Origin of the sequence: Streptomyces sp. NPDC060209 (assembly GCF_042728155.1) — a bacterium.
Classification (GTDB): domain Bacteria; phylum Actinomycetota; class Actinomycetes; order Streptomycetales; family Streptomycetaceae; genus Streptomyces.
The window spans coordinates 25,201-45,701 of sequence record NZ_JBHWZS010000008.1 but is presented as its reverse complement, the minus strand read 5'-3'; the positions used below and the strand labels follow the sequence as shown (position 1 = coordinate 45,701).

Below are 20,501 nucleotides of genomic sequence, written 5' to 3'. Positions count from 1 at the left end.
GGCGCGCCGGCACACGAAGGGGCGGTGCGCTCGGCCGCACCGCCCCCGTCACGGCGCGGTGCGGATCAGTACGGCTTGACCAGCACGTGGGCGGCGCCCGGCATCCCGACCTTCAGGAGCTCGTCCTCCTCGGGCGTCGTCGGGCTGCCCGTCTCCTCCTTGAGGAGGGCGCGCGAAAGGTTCTGGACGAACATCGCGCGGGAACGGCGGCGGTCCTCCCAAGCGGTCAGGGCCGCCGCGACGTCGTCCTCCGCGTCCAGCGACCGGGCCAGGACCAGCGCGTCCTCCACCGCCATGGCCGCGCCCTGCGCGAGGTTCGGGGTGCTCGCGTGCGCGGCGTCACCGGCGATGACGACCCGGCCGACGTGCCAGGGCGCGTCCACCGTGACCTGAGAGATGCGCGAGTACACGACGTCGTCCGCCACGGTGACCGAGGCCAGCGCCTCGGCGACGGGCCCGCCGAACGCGGCGAGACGCTCCTTCAGCTGCTCGTGCGCCCGCGCGGGGTCCGGGCGGAAGTCCGGCTCCTCGGCGGTCACGGCGGCCAGATACATCAGCTCGCCCGTGATCGGGGTGAGCAGCGCCTTCGTCGACGACCGGCCCGCACTCACCACGACGCCCTGGACCTCGGGCAGACGGGGCACGGTGACCCGCCAGTTGGCGAAGCCGGTGTACTCGGGGGTGAAACGGTCGCCGTAAAGCCGGGTCCGCAGCGGTGAGCCGATGCCGTCGAAGCCGACGACCAGGTCCCAGCGGGCGGAGGAACCGTCGGACAGGGTCACCTCGACACCGGCACCGTCGTCGGTGAGTTCGCTGATCGTCGTGCCGAAGCGGATCGGGACCCCGGCGGCCGCGGTGGCGTCGGCCAGGACCTCGGCCAGGGCGGGGCGCGGTATGCCGTTGCTGGCAGGGGCCTCGTCCATGCGGGGCTGCGGGATCTTGGCGAGTGTGGCGCCGGCAGGGTCGCAGATGGTCAGCACCTCCCACTCGAAGCCGGCCGCCAGGCACGCGTCGAGCACGCCGATCTCACGCATGACGTGCAGGGCGTTGGACGGCTGGATGATGCCGACGCCGAGGGCGTCCAGCTCGTCACGGAGTTCGACGACCTCGGCCGTGTGCCCGCTCCGGGCGAGCGCGACGGCGAGGGTGAGTCCGCCGATGCCGCCGCCGTGTACCAGTACACGCAGGGGTGTTGCCATCTCAGATCTCTCCAGGCGAGAAAGATAGAAGGGGGAAAGGGAAATGGAGAGGCGGGGTCAGCCGACGGCCGCCGGCAGGCTCATCAGGTGGTCGACCAGGGCGAGCAGCACATCGCGGCCGAAGGCCCGCTCCCGGACGTCCCCGACCAGCAGCGGAACATGCGGATCCAGGTCCAGGGCGGCCCGGATCTCGTCCGTGGTGCGGGTGTTGTGCCCGTGGAAGCAGTTGATCGCCACCACGAAGGGGATGTCCCGGCTCTCGAAGAAGTCGATCGAGGCGAAACTGGTGTCGAGCCGGCGGGTGTCGGCGATCACGACCCCGCCGAGCGCGCCGTTGACCAGGTCGTTCCACATGAACCAGAAGCGTTCCTGGCCGGGCGTCCCGAAGAGGTAGACCACCAGCTCCGGACTGACCGTGATGCGGCCGAAGTCCAGTGCCACGGTGGTGGTGTTCTTCTGGCCGACACCGGCGAGGCTGTCGACGCCGACGCTCGCCTGGGTGAGGTATTCCTCGGTGCGCAGTGGCGCCACCTCGCTGACGGCGCCCACCAGGGTGGTCTTTCCGACGCCGAAGCCACCGGCTATGAGGATCTTGACGGCGGAAGGCGCCGTCTGACTGGTTGTCATATCGGTTCAGAGTCTCCGGAGTCCGTCACGTACGGCGGCGAGCAGGCCCATGTCGGCCCCACCGGACGCCCGCGCCACCGTCAGGGGGGCGCGGGCCAGCAGCAGGCCCTGGGCGACCAGATCGGCCAGCAGGATCTTGGTCACCGAGACCGGCAGATCGAGGCCGGCGGAGACCTCGGCGACCGCGGCCGGCCGGCGGCAGCGGTCCAGGATCATGCGGTGCTCCGGCTGGAGCCGGCCCGCTCGCAGGGGCGCACCGTGCTCGTCCACCGCTTGTTCGGCGGTGGTGAGCACGGTGATGAGGCTGAAGTCGTCCCGTTCGGGGGCGGTCCGGCCACGGGTGATCGTGTACGGGCGCACCATGGTGCCCGCGCCGTCCTCCTCGGTCTCCTCCTCGTCCCAGTAGGGGGTCACACCCGCTGCCCGTCCCCGGTTCCGAAGGCGTCGAAGTCGCCGCGCGCCGGTGCGGTGAGCTTCTGGCCGACCTGCTGGACGAGATTGTGCATCGCCAGCGACATCACCTCGGCGTCGACCTCCTGCGAGGCGACGACGGCGAGGTGGGTGCCCTGGCCGGCGGCGATGATGAAGAGCCAGAGATCGGCCAGTTCGACGATCACCTGGTGGACCGAGCCGCCGTCGAACAGCTGGCCGACCCCACGGGCGAGGCTCTGCTGGCCGGTGCATATCGCGGCGAGCCGTTCCGCGTCGGCGCGTTCGATGGTGCGCGAGTGGCTCACCACCAGTCCGTCGTCGGACAGCAGCACGGCGTTCAGTGTTTCGGCGACCGAGTCCACCAGACCGTCGAGCAGCCAGTCCAGATCCTGGAGGGTGGCCGTTGTGCGTGTCATGACCGTTCTTCTCTCGTAGGGGAGGGGGTGGTGGGGGCGGGGCCGGGCGGCTCCTCCGCCGCACGTGCCGCACGCGAGCGACGCTGGAACGCCCCGATCGCCGCACCCGCGCGCCGGGGGACGGGGCGCAGCAGCGGGTTCTCGTCCCAGCTCGGGGGCTTGGGGGTGGCCGTCCGGGCGGCAGGGTTCACCCGGAGCTCGTCCACCAGGCTGGCCTGGCGTACGCGGCGGGGGAGCGGGGGTTCCCCGCCCGCCGCCACGGGGGCCGGTGGCTCCGCCGGCCCCGCGGGACCGGCGGCCTCCGGCAGGGACCGGTCGGGCGCACCGTAGGAGTGCGTGCCGGCGTTGTCGGTCACTGCCGGGTACGGCTGCGGATAGGACGGCTCCGGCGCCGGATACGGGTCCTCGGCCGGCTCCGCGTATGCGTGACCGGGCACGGGGTACTGGCCCGCGGCCGTCATGTAGGGCTGTTCCTGGCCGGCGTAGGGCTGGTCGACGCCGGCGTACGGGCCGCCGGCCTCGGTGTACGGCTCGGGCTCGGCGTAGGGGCCCTCGGCGTACGGCTGTTCCGGTCCGGGGTACGGGCCCTCGGTGTACGGCTGCTGCCCGGGCCCCTGGTACGCGGCGTCGCCGGTGGTGTACGGCTGCTCCACGTCGGGATACGGGGTGTCGCCCGGGGCGTCGTAGGGCTGCCCGTCCGGAGGGAAGGGCTGTCCGGGCACCGGGAACGGGTCCCCGGATCCGGCGTACGGCTGCTCGGGGGCCGGCTGTTCCTCCTCGGCGGGCCGCGACCTGGCGGTGTGGTCGGCCAGGGCCGTGACCCCGGCCATCGCCCGTCCCTGCACCCGGGTCGGCAGTGCGCCCGGGGCCGGGGGCGCGACGACGGGAGAAGGATCCGCGGGGGCCGCGGCGGCCGACGGTACGCCGACCGGGCGGGAGCCGGGCTCGGGGACGGTCAGCTCGTCCGGGACCAGGACGACCACGCGGGTGCCGCCGAAGGCGGAGGGCCGGAACTCGACCCTCAGCCCGTGCTGGTCCGCGAGGCGCGAGATCACGTAGAGGCCGAGCCGGATGTCCTCCGAGTGGGCCAGTACGTCCATCCGGGGCGGACGGGTCATCAGTTCGTTGGCCTCGGCCAGCTGTTCCTCGTCCATGCCCAGGCCGCGGTCCTCGACCTCGATGGCCAGGCCACGGCTCACCTTCGCCGCGCGGACCTCGACCGGGCTCGGCGGCCGGGAGAAGGTCAGAGCGTTCTCGATCAGCTCCGCGAGGACGTGGGAGACCGGGCCGACGGCCCGCTCGGCCAGCCATGGGGCACCGTCGAGGTCCAGCACCACGCGGCGGTAGTCCTGCACCTCGCCCTGAGCGGAACGCATGACGTCCAGCAGGGGTACGGGCTTGCGCCAGCGCCGGTGCGGCGACCCGCCCGCGAGGATCACCAGGTTCTCCTCGTAACGGCGCAGACGTGCCGTCAGGTGGTCGAGGTCGAAGAGACCGTCGAGTACCTCGGGGTCCTCGTGCCTGCGCTCCAGCTCGTCCAGCTTCTTGAGCTGCTGGCCGATCAGCTGCTGGGTACGGCGGGCGATGCGCTGCAGGAGCCGCTCGAAGCCTCGATGCTGGTCGGCCTGTTTGACGGCGGCCTGCAGTGCACTGGTGCGGGCCTGGTTGAGCGCGCCGCCGAGCCGGGTGAGTTCGTCGCCGCCCTCGCCCGGGGTGTCGATCGCCCGGGCCTCGGCCTCGACATCGATCTTCTCCCCCTGGGCCAGCCGTTCGACGACGTCCGGCAGCGCCTTCTCGAGCTCCTCGGCCCGTTCCTGGAGTCCGGAGATACGCCGGCGCAGGTTACGGGTGAGGCGCCAGGTGGTCCAGACGACCGCGACGACCGCGAGCAGACCGATCACCGAGGTGAGGACCATCTTGAGGAGCAGGGACATCACCGTGTCCTTGCCGGTCACCATGACCGCGGCGGTGCGCTTCTCCAGCAGATCGACCAGTTGCGGGGTCACACCGTCCATGGCCTCGCGCCAGGTCTTCTCCTCGGCCTCGAGCTCGACGAAGCCGGAACGGTCGGCCGTCGCGGGACGCAGGACCTGCTCCTCGACCTTCGTCTTGGCCTTCCACGCGGAGCTCTCGGTCAGCGTCTGCCACTGGGCCTGCTCGTCCTCGGGGAGGAACGGGACCACCTTGGTCCCGGCCTGGAAGGACTGGCCGGAGACAGCGTTCCGGACCTCCTGGAGGTCTTCCGTGCTGAGTTTGCCCGTGGGCCAGCCGCGGGCCAGGATCGCGTCCGAGCGGGAGATCATCTCCTTGGCCCAGAAGAGGTCAACGAGCGGCTGCCCCAGAGTGGTCACCTCGCCGTTGTCCACATGGCTGAGGGCCGAGAACAGTTCGAGGTCCACGGCGATCAGGTCGGTGTAGTAGCCGTAGACGACCGCCTGCTGGTCGCTGTCACCCTCGTCGACGAGGGTGCGCTGGGCGGGCAGCTGATTGATCGCCGCCCGGGCCCTGCCGACGGCGTCCCGCACCTCTTCGGGCGCGTCGTCCGCGCTCACGTCCGAGAGTGACTCGAAGGTCCTGATCGCTTCGTCGGTGAGTGTGCGCTGCTGCTTCAGCGCCTTGCCGGAGTCACCGGGGCGGGCCAGCGCCTCCGCGCTGAGCCGGCGCTCCTCCTGCAGGTTGTAGTACACGATGTTGGACGGTTGGCCCGCTTGTTCGGCCAAGAGTCCCTGGGCTGCCTGGCGTTGGAAGTCCAGGAGGGTCTGACCACTGGTGACGGCCCACAGGGCTGCCAGTGCGACTCCGGGGACGATCGCCAGTACGAGAAGGGCCGTCCGCAACGACATGGGTGTCGAGTCGGTCCGCCGTGACGCGCGCGTGCGCAGGGGATGCTCCTTGACGATGATGCCAGCCGGTGACTGGTCAAATACGTTGAGAACTTGGACACATGGATATTAGTCACAGTGCAAAAAAGAAGAGAAAGTGGCCTCACATGTGCAACACGGCGCGTGCACGCGATGCGCACGTTCGCCTGCCGAAGTGTCGGGGATGCCTGTCATGCCCCGGTAGCGGTGCGCACGCTCCGGAGTGACGCTGAAGGTGCACGTATACGTTCTGCCGCGTACAGGGAGGCGACGGCGGTGACCGGTGGGCCGGATCCACACACGGTGAACAGGTCGCCCGACGGTGACGGCATCACCATGTGCGACGACGCGCGCTGCCACCTGCGCGTCACCGAAGGCGTCCGCGGGCTGGCGGACGAGATGCCCGACGAACCCCTCCATATGTCCCTGAACGCCGACCGGGTGTTCCGGGCGGCGCGAGGGTCCGGGGCCGCGGCGCCGGAAGGGGCCCACGTCATGCCGTGTGGCCACGGGCGAACAGGGCAGACGTCGTTCTGTGATCACAGTGGGACGAGAGGCGGCCGCCACCGACGCGGACCGGAACCAGCGGGCCGGCCGCCGCGCGGCGCGCCGGACGGGTGAACCGGGTCGGGGGATATATCTGTATTCGGTGCCCTTTGTTCCGGAACACCCGTCGTGACCGTACTCATCCTCTGCCATTTCGCACTGGCTGCGTGCGCGGTGCCGCTGGTGCGCCGACTCGGCCGATACGCCTTCGTCGTGCTCGCGCTGCCCCCTGCGGCCACCACGGTGTGGGCGTTCACCGAATGGAGCGGCACGGCGGCCGGCCGGGCGGTCACCTGGTCGTGGGAGTGGATCGGCACGTACGACGTGTCGGTCGCTCTGCGCCTGGACGCGCTCGCCGAGCTGATGGTGCTGCTCGCGGCCGGGGTGGGCATGCTCGTCCTGCTGTACTGCGTGTCCTACTTCACCGACGACTCACCCCAACTGGCGTCCTTCGCCGGGAATCTGCTGGCTTTCGCGGGTGCCATGCTCGCACTCGTCCTCGCGGACGACCTGATCTCGCTGTACGTGTTCTGGGAACTGACCACCGTCTTCTCCTATCTGCTGATCGGGCACACCAGCGAACGCAAGCAGAACCGCCGCTCAGCCCTCCAGGCCCTGACGGTCACCACACTGGGCGGCCTCGCCATGCTGATCGGCTTCCTGATCCTCGGAGAGGCCTCGGGCACCTACCGGATCTCCGCGATCGTGGCCGATCCGCCGGAGCCGACCCTCGCCGTGTCCGTGGCCGTCGTCCTGGTGCTGTGCGGGGCCCTGTCCAAGTCGGCGATCTGGCCGTTCAGCCTCTGGCTGCCGAACGCCATGGCCGCGCCCACCCCCGTCAGCGCCTACCTGCACGCCGCGGCCATGGTCAAGGCCGGTGTCTACCTCGTGGCACGGCTCGCTCCCGCCTTCGCCGACGTCCCGGTCTGGCGGCCGGTCGTCCTGGTGCTGGGGGGAGCGACCATGCTCCTCGGGGGCTGGCGCGCCCTGCGCCTGAACGACCTGAAGCTCGTCCTCGCCTACGGCACCGTCAGCCAGCTCGGCTTCCTCACCGTGCTCGCCGGGGCGGGGAACCGGAACGCCGCGCTCGCCGCGGTCGCGATGATCCTGGCGCACGCCTTGTTCAAGGCCGCGCTGTTCCTCGTCACCGGCATCGTGGACCACGCGGCCGGCACCCGTGATCTGCGCGTGCTCTCCGGGCTCGGCCGCACCATGCCCTACGTCTGCGCGGTCGCGGTGCTCGCGGCCGCCTCCATGGCCGCCCTGCCGCCGTTCCTCGGATTCGCCGCCAAGGAGGCGGCCCTCGACGCGCTGCTGCACGGCGACACCGCCGACCGCTGGGTACTGGCCGTCGTCGTCCTCGGCTCGGTGCTGACCGTCGCGTACACCCTGCGCTTCGTATGGGGAGCGTTCGCCCGTAAGCGGGGTGTCGCCGACACCCCCGCACACCGCGTCGGCGCCGCCCTCCTGGCCCCGCCCGCGGTGCTCGCCGTCGCCGGGCTGGTGCTCGGTCCCGGCGTCGGGTGGACGGACCGGCTGTTCGCCGCGTACGCCGACGCCTTCCCCGCCCCCGCACACCCCTACCACCTCGCGCTCTGGCACGGCTTCGGCGTGGTCCTGCTGCTGTCCGCCCTGACGTGGGCGGGCGGTGCCGTGCTCTTCGCGGCACGCGGGACGGTCACCAGGATCTCCCGGCGCGTCGCCTGGCCGACCGCGGACAGTGTCTTCGGGCACCTCCTGCTCGGCCTGGAGCGTGTCGCCCTCCAGATCACCGGCTTCGTCCAGCGCGGCTCCCTCTCCGGCTACCTGGCCATCACCATGCTGGTGATGCTGGCAGGCCAGCTGGCGGTCCTGGCCACGGACCGTCCCTGGGAAGGGGCGGTCGCCCCCCGGCTGTGGGACGTCCCGCTCCAGGGCGCGGTGGCCGTGCTGACCTGTGCTGCCGCTCTCTCCTGTCTGACCGTCAGCCGCCGGATGAAGGCCGTCGTCCTGGCGGGACTGACCGGGTACGGGGCTGCCCTGCTCTTCGTCGTGCAGGGCGCGCCCGACCTGGCGCTCACCCAGTTCTGCGTCGAGACCGTGTCGATGATCGTGTTCGTGCTGGTCCTGCGCCGGATGCCGGTGCGCTTCGAGGAGTCGATCGGCACCTGGCGGCGGGCGTTGCGCATCCCGGTGGCGCTGGGGGCCGCGGCGACGGTCGGCGTGGCCGTCTGGGCGGCGGGCGCCGCGCGCATCGCCGAGCCCGCGGGCTCGGCGATGGTCGAGGAGGTCGCCCATCACGGTCTCAAGGATGTGGTGGCCACCATCCTGGTCGATCTGCGGGCCTGGGACACGATGGGGGAGTCCGCCGTCCTCGCGGCTGCGGCGATCGGGGTGACCAGCCTCATCTACCTGCACCGCCGCGGCGAGACGTCCGTGAACAGGGAGGAGCTCCAGGGGGAGACCGCCTGGGCCATGTCGGGCCGACGGCTCACCGGTCTTCCGCAGGGCGACGACACCGCGCCCGAACGCAGCTGGCTGGCAGCCGGATCCACCCTCGCGCCCGAGCACCGGTCCGTCGTCTTCGAGGTGGTGGGCCGACTGCTCTTCCATCCCATCCTGGTGCTCTCCGTGTACCTGCTGTTCTGTGCGGAGAACATGCCGGGCGGCGGCTTCGTCGCCGGACTCGTGGCGGGACTCGCTCTCATCACCCGCTACCTGGCGGGCGGCAGATTCGAGCTCGCGGAGGCCGCTCCTCTGCAGCCGGGCCTCTTCACCGGACTCGGGCTGTTCGTTTCCACCGGGGTCGCCCTGGGCGGCCTCGCGGAAGGGACCGTCCTGCACGCCTGGACCCACCACGGGCACCTGCCCCTGTTCGGTGAATACCACCTGAGCACATCGGTCCTCTTCGACTTCGGCGTCTACCTGCTGGTTCTCGGCGTGGTCCTCGACATCGTGCGGGCACTGGGCGCCAAGGTCGACCGGCAGATCGAGCGGGCGGCGGGCGCGCTCGCCCCCGCGACGGGCACCGGGACGGGGGAGCCGAACCGATGACCATGAGCGTCTCGCTCCTCGCCACGGCCGTCGTCCTCTGCGCGGTCGGCGGCATCCTCATGCTCACCCGGCCGCTCACCCGCATCCTGCTGGGCGCGGTGATCGCGGGCAACGGCATCAACCTGCTGGTCCTCTCGTCGACCGGCTCGGCAGGCGCGGCGCCCCTGCTCTACGGCGTGCCGCTGCGCCGGGTCACCGACCCGCTGCCCCAGGCCATCGCACTCACCGCCATCGTCATCACGCTCGCCACCACGGCCTTCCTGCTCGCCATGGCCTACCGCAGCTACCAGCTGACCGGCACGGACGAGGTCCACGACGACCTGGAGGACCGGCGCATCTTCCTGCGCGCCGAGGTGCTGGGGGAGCGGGCCGAACTCCGTGAGGAGTACCGGGCGGAGCCCGGACGGACGCGGAAGGACCGCGCACGCTATCGCCAGGAACACCACCGGCTGCGCGCCAGGCTGCGTGCCGACCGCGCCCTGCAGGCCCGGGGCCGGGACGCGAGCGGCGACCTGTGGCACGACGTGCTGGGCGCCGACCCGGAGGACTACATGAACGACAAGGACGACGACCGAGGAGCCGCCGGATGAACGCGCTCGTTCCGCTGCCGGTCCTGCTGCCGCTCTGCGCCACCGGGCTGAGCCTCGCCTTCGGTACCCGGCTCGCACGCTTCCAGCGCTTCATCAGCGTCGCCGTCCTCACCGCCGTCCTCGGACTCTCGGTGACGCTGATGATCGCCGCGGACCGGCAAGGCCCCCTCTCCGTCCATCTCGGAGACTTCGCCCCGCCGCTCGGTATCACGCTGGTGGCCGACCGGCTGTCCGGGCTGATGCTGACGGTCTCCTCGGCGGTCACCCTCGCCGTCCTGGTCTACTCGCTCGGCCAGGGCATGGCGGACCGGGACAAGGAAACGCCCGTCGCCGTCTTCCACCCCGCCTATCTCATCCTGGTCGCCGGGGTCTCCCTCACCTTCATCGCGGGCGACCTCGTCAACCTCTACGTCGGCTTCGAGATCATGCTGGTCGCCAGCTTCGTCCTGCTCACACTCGGCGGGACCGGCCCCCGGATCCGGGCCGGCTCCACGTACGTGATCATCTCGCTGTTCTCCTCGATGCTGTTCCTGACGGCGATCGCCATGACCTATGCCGCCACCGGCACGGCCAATTTCGCCCAGCTGGCGATCCGGCTGCCCGATCTCCCCCTCGGTGTGCAGACGCTGGTCCAGGCCATGCTGCTCACCGTCTTCGCCATCAAGGCCGCGGTCTTCCCCGTCGCCGCCTGGCTTCCCGACTCCTACCCGACCGCGCCCGCACCCGTCACCGCCGTCTTCGCGGGCCTGCTGACGAAGGTCGGCATCTACTGCATGCTGCGGACCGAGACCCTGCTCTTCCCCGGGAACCGGCTCGGGGATCTGCTCATGGTCGTCGCCCTCGTCTCGATGATCGTGGGCATCCTCGGTGCGGTAGCCCAGACCGACCTGAAGCGGCTGTTCTCCTTCACCCTCATCAGCCACATCGGCTACATGGTCTTCGGAATCGGCCTCGCCACCCGTGACGCGTACGGGGGCGCGATCTTCTACGTCGCCCACCACATCACCGTCCAGACCTCCCTCTTCCTGGTCGCGGGCCTCATCGAACGCCGCGGCGGCACCAACGAGCTCACCCGGCTCGGCGGACTGGCCAGATCGGCTCCGCTGCTCGCGGTCCTCTTCTTCGTCCCCGCCATGAACTTCGCCGGGATCCCGCCGCTCTCCGGCTTCATCGGGAAACTCGGACTCATGCGGGCCGGGGTCTCGGACGGCAGTGTCTGGGCCTGGATCCTCGTCGTGGGCGCGACCGTGACGAGCCTGCTCACCCTGTACGTGATGGCCAAGATCTGGAATCTGGCGTTCTGGCGTACCGAGCCACCGGGCCAGGCCGCCTACGGCACCGTCCTGGAGACCGCCGACGACAGCGACGACGACGACCCCGACGCCGGGCCCGACCGCATCCCCGGCACCGGCGACGAAGGGGTGGGCCCGGCCCCGGCAGGCCAGACCGTGGCCGCCACCCTCCAGGGACGGGCCGTCACCACCACGATCCACCCGCCCCGGGCCATGACCGCCGCCACCGCGGGCGCCGTCGTGCTCGGTCTCGCCTTCACCGTCCTGGCCGGTCCGCTGACGGCCTTCACCGACCGCTCGGCAGCCGAACTCATCGCCCGCCGACCCTATGTGGAGGAGGTGCTCGGCCGGTGAGGCGCCTGATCACCCTGTCGTACCGCAACCCCGATCTGCCCCCCTACAGCGTCGAGTTCGCCGGCCGCAGACGCCGTGTGCTCGACCTCCCGCTGATCGCCTGGCTCACCCTGATCTGGGTCCTGCTGTGGTCCACCCTGACCTGGGCCAACGTCGTCACCGGCGTGGTCGTCGCGGTGACCGTCTGCCTGGCGTTCCCGCTGCCGCAGGTCGACCTGGGGCTGAGACTGCACCCCTGGGGCATCCTCCGGCTCGCCGGCTATCTGCTCTACGACATGTACACCTCGGGGGTGAAGGTCACCCGGCAGATCTTCGCCGACCGTCCGCACCGGCCCGCCGTCATCGGCGTACCCCTGCGCTGCCGCAGCGACCTGATGCTCGCCGCGACCGCCGTCACGGTGTCGAACGTGCCGGGCGGCTCCGTCGTGGAGGTGCGCAGGGCCACGGCCACGCTCTTCCTGCACGTCCTGGACGCCGACAGACCGGCGGAGCTGGAGGCGGCCAGGCACTCCGTCTGGAAGCTGGAGCGCCTGACGGTCCGGGCGTTCGGCACCTCTGACGAGATCCGCCGGGTCGCCGAGCCGCCACCACCGGTCGCCGGGTCCGACAGCCCGGAGGAGGGGACATGAGTGGTCCCGAGACCGTCGACCGTGTGCTGATGACCGCCGCCGTCGTGTTCGTCGTCGTGGCGGGCGCCCTGCTGCTCTTCCGGATCAGCCGAGGGCCCTCCATGCTGGACCGGGCCATCGCCCTCGACGTGGCCGCCGCCGTGATCATCGCGGGTCTGGGTGCCAAGTCCGCCTTCGCACGCGACTCGTTCTACTTTCCGATCATGCTGGTGCTCGCGTTCCTCGGCTTCACCGGATCGGTGGGCATCGCCCGCTTCATCGCCGTACGGGACAAGCCGCTGTCGCGGCGGAAGGCCGCTGGAAAGGAGGGGCAGAGGTGAACGTGTGGCTCCAGATCACGGACACGGCCGGGGCGGTGCTGGTGTTCCTCGGCGCGGCCATCTGCCTCCTCGGGGTGGTCGGCATGCTGAAGCTGCCCGACGTCCTGTCGCGCAGTCACGCGGCGACCAAGCCGCAGACCCTCGGGCTGCTGCTGGTGCTCGCCGGGGTCGCGCTGAGGCTGCGCAGCGGCATGGACCTGGCGACGCTGGCGCTCATCGGCTTCTTCCAGCTGATGACAGGCCCGGTGGCGGCCCACCTGGTGGCGCGGTCGGCGTACCGGACGGGGCAGATTGAGCGCGGTGAGCTGCTGTTCGACGACCTGGACGCGCAGCTCACCGAGCCTGGGCAGGAAGCCGGTGAGCGGCCGGACCCGGGCACGGGGCCCGGGCGGAACTGAGAACGGTCAGCCGTCGAGCAGCCGGTCACGCAGCGCGTCGACCGTGGCGTCGCCGACCCCGAGCCGGCCGGTGACGTACCCGTGCACCGAACCGTGCTCGGCCGTCAGACCGGCGAGGAACAGCCGGATGACCTCCTCGGGCGCCCGGCCGTATCCGGGCCAGGCCGGCGTGCGGCCGTCGTGGGTGGCCGCCCAGTCGGCGATCAGCAGGTCGGTGGCCGCCTCGGTGAGGGCGAAGTCCTCTGCCACGCCGTCCTCGTCGACACCGAGCAGGGACAGGACCAGAGCGGCCAGCAGGCCGGTGCGGTCCTTGCCGGACGCACAGTGGAAGACCAGGGGTCCCGTACTCCCCGCGACGGTCTCCAGCGCCTGACGCAGCTCCGCCGCCCCGTCCTCGGCGACCTCCGCATAGCGGTCGGCGAGATAGCGCCAAGGATCGAGCCCCGGGTCGATCACGGCCTGGTCGTAAGGGCGGTGCTCGATGCTCAGATTGAGGTAGGTGAACTGCTCGCTGACGGGAACCCGGCCCCTGGCGGCGATCTCCCACGGGTAGCGCAGGTCGATGACGGTCCGGACACCGAGGGCGAGGAAGCGATCCCAGTCGCGCCCCTCGAGCTTGGCGAGCGAGTCCGAGCGGTACAGCAGACCGCGGCGGACCGAGCGGCCGTCCGCGGACCGGTTGCCGCCCAGATCACGGAAGTTGTGCAGCCTGTCGAACGTGATGCGTTTCTGTATCTCCACGCCTCTCACACTATTTCTGCGATGATGCGGCGGGGAACCACCGGGCGCTGGGGGGCGTATGTCGAGCACGGGTACGGTGCTGCGCGAATTGCGCGGCGCACAGAAGTCGTCCAAGGGTGTCTCGCTCTACTCGCGGTACGTGAACCGGCCGGCCGGGCGCCTGCTCGCCGCCGGCGCCTGTCGGGTCGGGCTGACACCCAATCAAGTCACAATGATCAGTGCGCTGTTCACGTTCGCGTCAATCGCGGCGGTGGCACTCGTGGAGCCGTCCTGGTGGCTGGGGGTGGCTGTCTACGCGGGTCTGGCCGTCGGCTTCGCCTTCGACTCTGCCGACGGACAGCTCGCCCGGCTGACCGGGCGGGGCGGTCCGGACGGTGAGTGGCTCGACCATGTCGTGGACTGCGCGAAGATGATCCTCGTCCACAGTGCCGTGCTGATCTCGTTCCACCGCTTCGACGGGCTGCCCGGCGAGGGCTGGCTCCTGCTGCCGCTCGGCTTCCTGTTCGTCGCCGTGCTCACCTTCTGCGCGGGGCTGCTCCGGGAGCAGCTCGGCAAGGCGGCGGCGCGCGCCGCTCCGGCCGCCGCTGGCCCCGCGGCACCGGTGTCCCGGGTCAGGGCCGTGGCACTGCTTCCCGCGGACTACGGGGTCTTCTGCCTGGTCTTCCTGCTGCTCGGCGCACCCGGTGCCTTCCGGGCCGGGTACGCCGCGCTCGCGGCCGTGCACGCCTTGTTCCTGGTGGCGTTCCTGGTCAAGTGGTTCAGGGAGCTGAAAGCGCTCCGGGCCGGCTGACGAGCACGTCCAGTGCCCGGCGCAGCTGGGTGCTGGACGTGTGCACCGTGTACGGGAAGTAGACGACCTCCACCCCGACAGCGGCGAAGTCCCGTTCCAGGCGTTCGCCCTTCTCCGTGCCCCGCCAGTCGTCGCCCTTGAAGATGACGTCGAAGCGGACCTGCTGCCAGGTCTCGACCTTGTCCGGAACGGTCTCGACGAACGCCGCGTCCACATAACGCACGCTGCGCACGATCTCGAGCCGCTCGGGCAGCGGGATCACCGGTGTGTGGCCCTTGGCCAGCGCGGCCATCTCGTCGGAGACGACTCCGGCCACCAGGTAGTCGCACTGGCTGCGGGCGTGCCGCAGGATGTTCAGGTGGCCGACGTGGAACAGGTCGTACACCCCCGGCGCGTAACCGACTCTGTGCTGCACCATCCGTTCTCTCCCCCCACGGTGGAACTGGTTCAACGACCTTACTGTGAAGAACACTTGTGCATCCCGTGAACGGATAAGCTCAAAGGAGAGGTTGTTCCGGGGGGAAGGCGATCATCCGTTGTCCGCTGCTGAGCATCAGAGACCGTTCGAGAACTGCCACCTTCTCGTGGTTTCCACCAACTACGCCCCCGAGCTGACGGGCATAGGCCCGTACGCCACGCAGCTCGCCGAGCACTGGGCGGCGTCCGGGGCCAGGACCGAGGTCCTGACCGGCATGCCGCACTACCCCGCCTGGCGCGTGGACGAGCGGTACCGGGGGGCGTGGCGGAGGGAGGAGAGCCGCGAGGGGGTGCGCGTGCACCGGCGGCGTCACTACGTGCCGCCCCGTCAGACCGCACTGCGCCGAGCCGCGTTCGAGGCATCCGTGCTCGTCCACGGGATCCTCGCTCCGCCGCCCGGCCGCCCCGACGCGGTGATCTCCCAGATGCCGAGCCTCGCGGGCGGCGTGATCGCCGCCCGGCTGGCGCGCCGCCACCGCGTCCCCCACATACCCGTCGTCCAGGACCTGATGGGCGCCGCCGCCGCACAGAGCGGCATCCGCGGGGGAGGCAGAGCGGCGGCCGTCGCCGCCAAGGCGGAGCGTCACGCGCTGCGCGACGCGGCCCTCGTCGGCGTCATCCACGAGAGCTTCGTGGAAGGCGTCACCGCCCTCGGGGTCGACCCCGGACGCATCCGGGTGGTCCCCAACTGGACGCACGTGCAGCCCCCGTCGGCCGACCGTGCCGCCACCCGCGCCCGGCTCGGCTGGGCCGAGGACACCCCTGTACTTCTGCACTCCGGGAACATGGGCCTCAAGCAGGGACTCGACGTCCTGGTCGGCCTGGCGCGGCTGGCCCCGGACATCCGGGTCGTCCTGATGGGCGACGGCAACCAGCGCGACGGGCTGCGCGAGCGGGCCGCGGGGCTGCCCAACCTGGACTTCCTCCCGCCCGCGGGCGCTGACGACTTCACCGATGTGCTCGCCGCCGCCGACGTGCTCGCGGTGACCCAGCGGGCCTCCGTGCTCGACATGAGCGTGCCGTCCAAGCTCACCTCGTACTTCGTCTCAGGACGCCCCGTCGTCGCCTCCGTGGCCGACGAGGGCGGTACCGCCGACGAGGTGCGCCGCTCGGGCGCGGGAGTCCTCGTGGCCCCCGAGGACCCTGCCGCTCTCCTCGACGCCGTACGCCGGCTGGGCACCGACCCTGTGGCGGCGCAGGCGCTGGGAGCGCACGGTCCGCAGTACGTCGCACAACACCTGAGCAGGGAGGCGGGCCTCGCCCGCTTCGACGCCCTGCTCGCCGAGGCACTCGGGGACGCACGAGCCGGGGGCCCGCGGACCGGGGACACACAAGGGGGAGCACGCCGATGACGCACCAGATCCGTCCCCTGGACGACCAGGACGAACCGGCGCTGCTGCGCGATCAGTTCCGCCAGCTCCTGCGCTACCGCGCGCTGCTCGCCGGAGGCGTCGTCGTGGGCCTGCTCGGCGGGGGGTTCCTCGCCCTGAGCGGCGACGACACGTACACGGCCACCGGCGAGGTGCAGGTGCGCTCCGCGACCGCCGACCCCTTCGCCACCGGAGCGTCCGCCGACAAGGGCATCAACATCGGCTCCGAACGGCAGACCGCCGTCAGCGACACCGTGGGCGACCTGGCCGCCGGAACCCTGCTCAAGAAGGGCGACGACGTCACCGCCCGTAAGCTGCTCGCCGGCCTCCAGGTCACCAACCCGCCCAACACCCTCACTCTCCGCTTCTCCTACACCGGTGCCACGCCCGAGCAGGCCCGGGCCCGTGCCGAAGCCCTCGCCAACGCCTACCTGGCGCACCGCAAGGCGCGCACCCAGGAAAGCATCGACAACATGGCGAACGGCTACCGCGCGCAGCTCGAACCGCTGGAGGAGAAGCGCGACCTGCTGGAGGAGCGGACCGGGGTCGATGCCGCGGACGACGTCAGCAGCGCCCGCGCCAACATCATCGTCTCCATCTCCGAGCTCAGCCGGAAGATCTCCGAGCTCAAGGCGCTCGACACCACCCCCGGCTACCTCAACAAGAAGCCCGTCGCCCCCACCGAGCCCGCAGGCGCCGGTCTGCCGCTGCTCCTCGGGCTCGGCGCGGTCGTCGGCCTCGCACTCGGACTGCTGCTGTCCTGGGTGCGTCTCGTCTTCGACCCCGCCGTGCGCTCCCCCCGCGAACTCGTCCGCTCCCTCGGAGCCCCGCTGCTCGGCACGCTGCCCAGGGAACGCGCCGCCGCGGGCACCCTGCTCGCGATCGGGCGCAGCGGTTCGCGGCTCGCCGAGGAGTACCGTGCGGTGGCCTTCCGGCTGGCCTACGACCCGTCGTTCGCGGAGCGGCGCCGGCTCCTGGTCACCGCCCCGCGCGGGGACAACGCGGCGGCTGCCGCCGCCGCGGTCAACCTGGCCGCCGCCTTCGCCGAGATGGGCCGCGACGTCCTGCTCGTGGAAGCCGATCTGCGCACCCCGTCCCTGGCCCGCGACCTGGGACCGGCGGCCCACGAGGTCCGGCCGCCGAGCTGGGCCGCCGACGAGAAGGACCGCAGCTGGCCGGCGGGCGGCCGCTCCAACGTGGACGTGCCGGGGTCCGGGGCGTTCGCCCTGGTGGCCGGCACCACCGCGGACAACGTGCCGCGCGCCCTGACCTCCGCGTCCGTCGGACGGATCGTCGCCGAGGCCGACCGCCCCGGCGCCGTGGTCATCGTCCTCGCCCCGCCTGTGCTGTCGTACGCAGACGCGGTCGCCCTCGTCGACCGGGTCGAAGGCGTCATGATCGTCTGCGACCCGCGCGAGGTGCACCGCAGCGACCTGGAACGCATCCGCGAGATCATCGGCGCCTCCGGCGGCTCGGTGCTCGGCGCCCTGCTCCACCCCGGCCGGGGGCGGCTGCGCCGTGCGGAACGCCGGCCCAAGTCATCCCGGCGCCGCAACAGCGGCGGGCCGGGCGCCCCGGCCCTCGAAGCGGACGCGCCGGAGGTCACCGGCAATCCCGACGAGACCATGGGGCTGCGGTCCTTCACCCTGCCGGGGGCGCGCCGGTGAGAGCCCGCACCGCGATCCTCTGCTCGGTCGCGGACCAGGGTGTGGCGGCGCTCACCAACATCCTGGTGCTCGTGGCCGCCGCCCGGCTCTCCACCGTGGCCGACTTCGCCCGCTTCTCCGCCGTCTACCTCGTCTTCACGGTGCTGCTGGGCGTCTCCGGTGCGTACACCGGGCAGCCCCTGGTCCTCCGGCGCGGCGCGGGCGAGGACGTCCGGGGAGCCTGCCGCTCGGCCGTCGTGTTCACCGTCGGGGCCTCGGCCGCCCTCGGCGCTCTGCTCGCCGCCGTCTGCCTGCTCGTCCCGGGGGACACCGCCCGCGCCCTGATGACGCTGGGCCTCGTCCTGCCCATCGTGCTGGGACAGGACGCCCTGCGCTACGCCTTCTCCACCCTCCAGCGGCCCCATCTCGCCCTGAGCGCGGATCTGTTGAGACTGCTCTGTGTTCTCGGTGCCCTGGCCGCCCAGGAGCACGGGGCCACCCCCGCGCGGCTGATCGCGGTCTGGGGGCTCTCCGCCCTGCCTGCCCTCCTGCTGTCCGCCGTGCTGCTGCACCGCTCGACGGCCGGGGCCCCGCTCCTGCTGCGCCCGATGCTGAGGCGCGGCCACCTCGGGCAGCGGTTCGTCGTCGAATTCGGTGTCGGCAACGCGACCAGCCAGCTCTCGGTCCTCGCTCTCGGGGCCGTCGGCAACCCGCTCCTGGTCGGCGCTCTGCGCGGAGCCACCACCCTGTTCGGGCCGCTCAACGTGCTGTTCACCTCCGCCACCTCCTTCGGCCCGCCGCTGCTCGGCCGCATCGGCGACGAGCGGCGCCGGGTGCGGGCCACGGCGGGACTCGCCGCCACCCTCGCCGCCACCGCCGCTCTCTGGGCGACCGCGCTCGCCCTGCTGCCCGAGCGGGCGGGGCGCGGCCTCCTCGGTGACACCTGGCCGACGGCCGCCGCCCTGCTCCCGGCGACCGGCAGTCAGTACGCGGCGATGGCCGTGGGAACCTGCGGACTGCTCGCCCTGCGCATGCTCGACCCGCGTACGACGCTGAGCATCCAGGTCGTCTTCTCGCTCACCGCGGTGGCCCTCATGGCCGGGGGCTACGCCCTCGGGGGTGTCCCCGGGGCCGCCTGGGGGCTGTGCCTGGGATCGCTCTGCAAGGCCGCCGCCACCTGGACCCGGGTCGCCCGGCTGCGCCGCCGGACCCCGGCGGGGGAGACCGTCAGCGCCGACGTGCTGCCCTCTGCTCCCTGAACGTGGTGATCAGCACCAGACACAGGGCGCCGATCGCCAGCTTCCCCGCCGCCTGGAGCAGTGGGCCGCGCAACAGAATGAAGGTGTACCCGGCGATGAGCGGCGCCGCGATCGCCAGCACACTGCCCGGGCCGGGACCGGCCCGGGTGACGGCCAGCGCGTACCTGCGGTCGGTACGGGCCGCCGCGTAGCCGATCAGCGCCAGGCCGCCGATCATGCCGGACGCGCCGAAGTCGACCCAGAACTCGGTCCACAGCGGAGCCGACAGGTTGGTCATGTTCATCCCCATCCACTCGCCTACCCGGACCCCGGTGTCCTCCGGCTTCCCGCTCCACACCGCCCTGGGGACGAAGAAGAGCGCGGAGCCCGCGAGTTGACGGCCATAGGTGTGGCCCCGGGTGTCCACCCAGGAGATGGTGTTGGCGAACATCACCGTCTGGTCGTAGTCCTTGGTCGCCAGCGGCTCGAAGACGGAGGCCGACTGCACGGGCCGGTACCCCTCGTCGTCGTAACGGAAGCGGTCGGCGTACGGGAACAGCACCAGCGCGCCGACCACGCCCATGGCCAGCACCGAGCGGTACATCGCCGCGCTGCTCGGGAACGCCGTGAACAGCAGGGACACCAGCACCGTCAGGAACCAGTAACGAGCGTTGGAGACCGGGTTGTTCACGACCAGATTGGCCGCGGCGAGCGCCACCCACACCAGCACCGTCGAGGGGGAGCGCCGCGCCCGGCGCGAGGTCACCAGACGTCGGGTGTAGAAGAGGAACGCCAGCAGCGCGGGGACGGTTCCGAAGCCCTTCAGGAACGCGGAGCCGACATTCGACTCCGCCGAGGTCACCCCGCTCTGCGCCACCGTGTCACTGATCTCCTGGCGGCTGGAGAAGAAGACGGCCGGCCCGCCGAGCTTGAGTACGTAGTACCCGCTCGCCAGCAGCGCGAGCAGCACCAGCAGCCGCAGCCTGACCGGGTGCGCCACGGCCGGTCCGCCCGTGGCGCGTGAGGACGCACGCCGCCGCAGGGGGCGGCGCGAGGCCAGCAGCGCCCCCAGGTCGAAGGCCGCACACCCCACCAGGATCATCGCGATCGCCGTCACCAGGTCCGAGCGCGGTCCCACCATCGGCGTCGGGGTCTGCCCGATCACCACCTGGGCGAACGGCGCGACACCCATGGCGATGTACACGAACATCCAGAAGACGCCCTGGAGCAGCCGCCGCCGGGTGGACAGGATCATGGTGGCGAGCCGGGCGCCCGAATAACACGTCAGGACGAGCTGGAGCCAGTAGGCGGTGTCCCGGACCCCCGAACCGGGCTGGGCGGCGATCACCGCGGGCAGGAAGCAGACCAGGCCCAGGATGAGCGGCACGGACAGCGCCCGCGAGAGCATCGCCCACGTCAGAGGCCTCGCCGGGGGCTCGGCCGGAGGGCGCGGAGCGCTCTCCCGGACGGCAACGGCCCCCACCGACTCGTGCACGGACGTCATGACCCCCCGATCACCGGCCCCGAAGGCCCCGTTCGCCG

General features: G+C 71.6%; 18 protein-coding genes. 10 read left to right on the top strand and 8 right to left on the bottom strand.

The genetic code is table 11. The features are described 5' to 3' along the window. Positions 1-65: 65 nt before the first annotated feature. The 5 genes from ACFWFI_RS03160 to ACFWFI_RS03140 are packed head-to-tail and all read right to left on the bottom strand — an operon-like array spanning position 66 to position 5,517. On the bottom strand, positions 66-1,199 hold the full coding sequence (locus tag ACFWFI_RS03160) for an FAD-dependent monooxygenase (RefSeq protein ID WP_387384794.1): 1,134 nt from the start codon (positions 1,197-1,199) through the stop codon (positions 66-68). A gap of 57 nt (positions 1,200-1,256) precedes the next feature. Beyond that, positions 1,257-1,826: a GTP-binding protein gene (locus ACFWFI_RS03155; protein ID WP_387384792.1), complete on the bottom strand. Its 570-nt coding sequence runs from the start codon at positions 1,824-1,826 to the stop codon at positions 1,257-1,259. Positions 1,827-1,832: 6 nt separating this feature from the next. After that, positions 1,833-2,240: a DUF742 domain-containing protein gene (locus ACFWFI_RS03150; RefSeq protein WP_387384790.1), complete on the bottom strand. Its 408-nt coding sequence runs from the start codon at positions 2,238-2,240 to the stop codon at positions 1,833-1,835. Beyond that, the gene (locus ACFWFI_RS03145) at positions 2,237-2,674 is read right to left on the bottom strand and encodes a roadblock/LC7 domain-containing protein (RefSeq protein ID WP_145808438.1); all 438 of its coding nucleotides are present in this window, start codon (positions 2,672-2,674) and stop codon (positions 2,237-2,239) included. Before ACFWFI_RS03145 ends, ACFWFI_RS03150 begins: the two co-directional genes overlap by 4 nt. Next, the gene (locus ACFWFI_RS03140; protein ID WP_387384788.1) at positions 2,671-5,517 is read right to left on the bottom strand and encodes a nitrate- and nitrite sensing domain-containing protein; all 2,847 of its coding nucleotides are present in this window, start codon (positions 5,515-5,517) and stop codon (positions 2,671-2,673) included. Before ACFWFI_RS03140 ends, ACFWFI_RS03145 begins: the two co-directional genes overlap by 4 nt. A 693-nt stretch (positions 5,518-6,210) precedes the next feature. On the opposite strand from ACFWFI_RS03140, the gene ACFWFI_RS03135 reads away from it, so the two are divergent. Genes ACFWFI_RS03135 through mnhG form a run of 6 tightly spaced genes read left to right on the top strand, consistent with a single transcriptional unit; the run spans position 6,211 to position 12,697 of the window. Next, positions 6,211-9,114 carry a Na+/H+ antiporter subunit A gene (locus ACFWFI_RS03135; protein ID WP_387384786.1) on the top strand — a complete coding sequence of 968 codons (2,904 nt, stop codon included), beginning with the start codon at positions 6,211-6,213 and terminating at the stop codon, positions 9,112-9,114. Beyond that, positions 9,111-9,704 (top strand): Na(+)/H(+) antiporter subunit C, encoded by a 594-nt coding sequence (locus ACFWFI_RS03130; protein WP_387384784.1) that lies wholly within the window; start codon positions 9,111-9,113, stop codon positions 9,702-9,704. Before ACFWFI_RS03135 ends, ACFWFI_RS03130 begins: the two co-directional genes overlap by 4 nt. Beyond that, positions 9,701-11,350 carry a Na+/H+ antiporter subunit D gene (locus ACFWFI_RS03125; RefSeq protein ID WP_387384782.1) on the top strand — a complete coding sequence of 550 codons (1,650 nt, stop codon included), beginning with the start codon at positions 9,701-9,703 and terminating at the stop codon, positions 11,348-11,350. Before ACFWFI_RS03130 ends, ACFWFI_RS03125 begins: the two co-directional genes overlap by 4 nt. After that, positions 11,347-11,979: a Na+/H+ antiporter subunit E gene (locus ACFWFI_RS03120; protein WP_387384780.1), complete on the top strand. Its 633-nt coding sequence runs from the start codon at positions 11,347-11,349 to the stop codon at positions 11,977-11,979. Before ACFWFI_RS03125 ends, ACFWFI_RS03120 begins: the two co-directional genes overlap by 4 nt. Beyond that, positions 11,976-12,299 carry a monovalent cation/H+ antiporter complex subunit F gene (locus tag ACFWFI_RS03115; protein ID WP_387384778.1) on the top strand — a complete coding sequence of 108 codons (324 nt, stop codon included), beginning with the start codon at positions 11,976-11,978 and terminating at the stop codon, positions 12,297-12,299. The genes ACFWFI_RS03120 and ACFWFI_RS03115 overlap by 4 nt, the downstream gene beginning before the upstream one ends. Further along, positions 12,296-12,697, top strand: coding sequence for a monovalent cation/H(+) antiporter subunit G (gene mnhG / locus ACFWFI_RS03110; RefSeq protein WP_387384775.1), 402 nt, complete (start codon positions 12,296-12,298; stop codon positions 12,695-12,697). Before ACFWFI_RS03115 ends, mnhG begins: the two co-directional genes overlap by 4 nt. 6 nt (positions 12,698-12,703) lie before the next feature. On the opposite strand, the gene ACFWFI_RS03105 is transcribed toward mnhG, so the two are convergent. Next, positions 12,704-13,432, bottom strand: coding sequence for a tyrosine-protein phosphatase (locus ACFWFI_RS03105; protein WP_387384849.1), 729 nt, complete (start codon positions 13,430-13,432; stop codon positions 12,704-12,706). A 64-nt stretch (positions 13,433-13,496) separates the two neighbouring features. Here ACFWFI_RS03105 and ACFWFI_RS03100 point away from each other — a divergent pair, with 64 nt between their 5' ends. Then, complete coding sequence (locus ACFWFI_RS03100; protein WP_387384773.1) at positions 13,497-14,228, top strand: CDP-alcohol phosphatidyltransferase family protein; 732 nt, start codon at positions 13,497-13,499, stop codon at positions 14,226-14,228. Here the strand turns inward: ACFWFI_RS03100 and ACFWFI_RS03095 are convergent. Next, positions 14,197-14,646 (bottom strand): adenylyltransferase/cytidyltransferase family protein, encoded by a 450-nt coding sequence (locus tag ACFWFI_RS03095; RefSeq protein WP_387384771.1) that lies wholly within the window; start codon positions 14,644-14,646, stop codon positions 14,197-14,199. The genes ACFWFI_RS03100 and ACFWFI_RS03095 overlap by 32 nt on opposite strands. 166 nt (positions 14,647-14,812) lie before the next feature. Here ACFWFI_RS03095 and ACFWFI_RS03090 point away from each other — a divergent pair, with 166 nt between their 5' ends. From ACFWFI_RS03090 to ACFWFI_RS03080, 3 genes are read left to right on the top strand one after another with little or no spacing between them, the layout of a single operon-like run. Next, complete coding sequence (locus tag ACFWFI_RS03090) at positions 14,813-16,057, top strand: glycosyltransferase (protein WP_387384769.1); 1,245 nt, start codon at positions 14,813-14,815, stop codon at positions 16,055-16,057. Next, on the top strand, positions 16,054-17,742 hold the full coding sequence (locus ACFWFI_RS03085; RefSeq protein WP_387384768.1) for a lipopolysaccharide biosynthesis protein: 1,689 nt from the start codon (positions 16,054-16,056) through the stop codon (positions 17,740-17,742). Before ACFWFI_RS03090 ends, ACFWFI_RS03085 begins: the two co-directional genes overlap by 4 nt. Then, positions 17,739-18,980 (top strand): MATE family efflux transporter, encoded by a 1,242-nt coding sequence (locus tag ACFWFI_RS03080; protein WP_387384766.1) that lies wholly within the window; start codon positions 17,739-17,741, stop codon positions 18,978-18,980. The genes ACFWFI_RS03085 and ACFWFI_RS03080 overlap by 4 nt, the downstream gene beginning before the upstream one ends. Here the strand turns inward: ACFWFI_RS03080 and ACFWFI_RS03075 are convergent. Next, entirely contained in the window at positions 18,949-20,463 is a 1,515-nt protein-coding gene (locus ACFWFI_RS03075; RefSeq protein WP_387384764.1) for a hypothetical protein, read from the bottom strand. The genes ACFWFI_RS03080 and ACFWFI_RS03075 overlap by 32 nt on opposite strands. Positions 20,464-20,501: the final 38 nt, after the last annotated feature.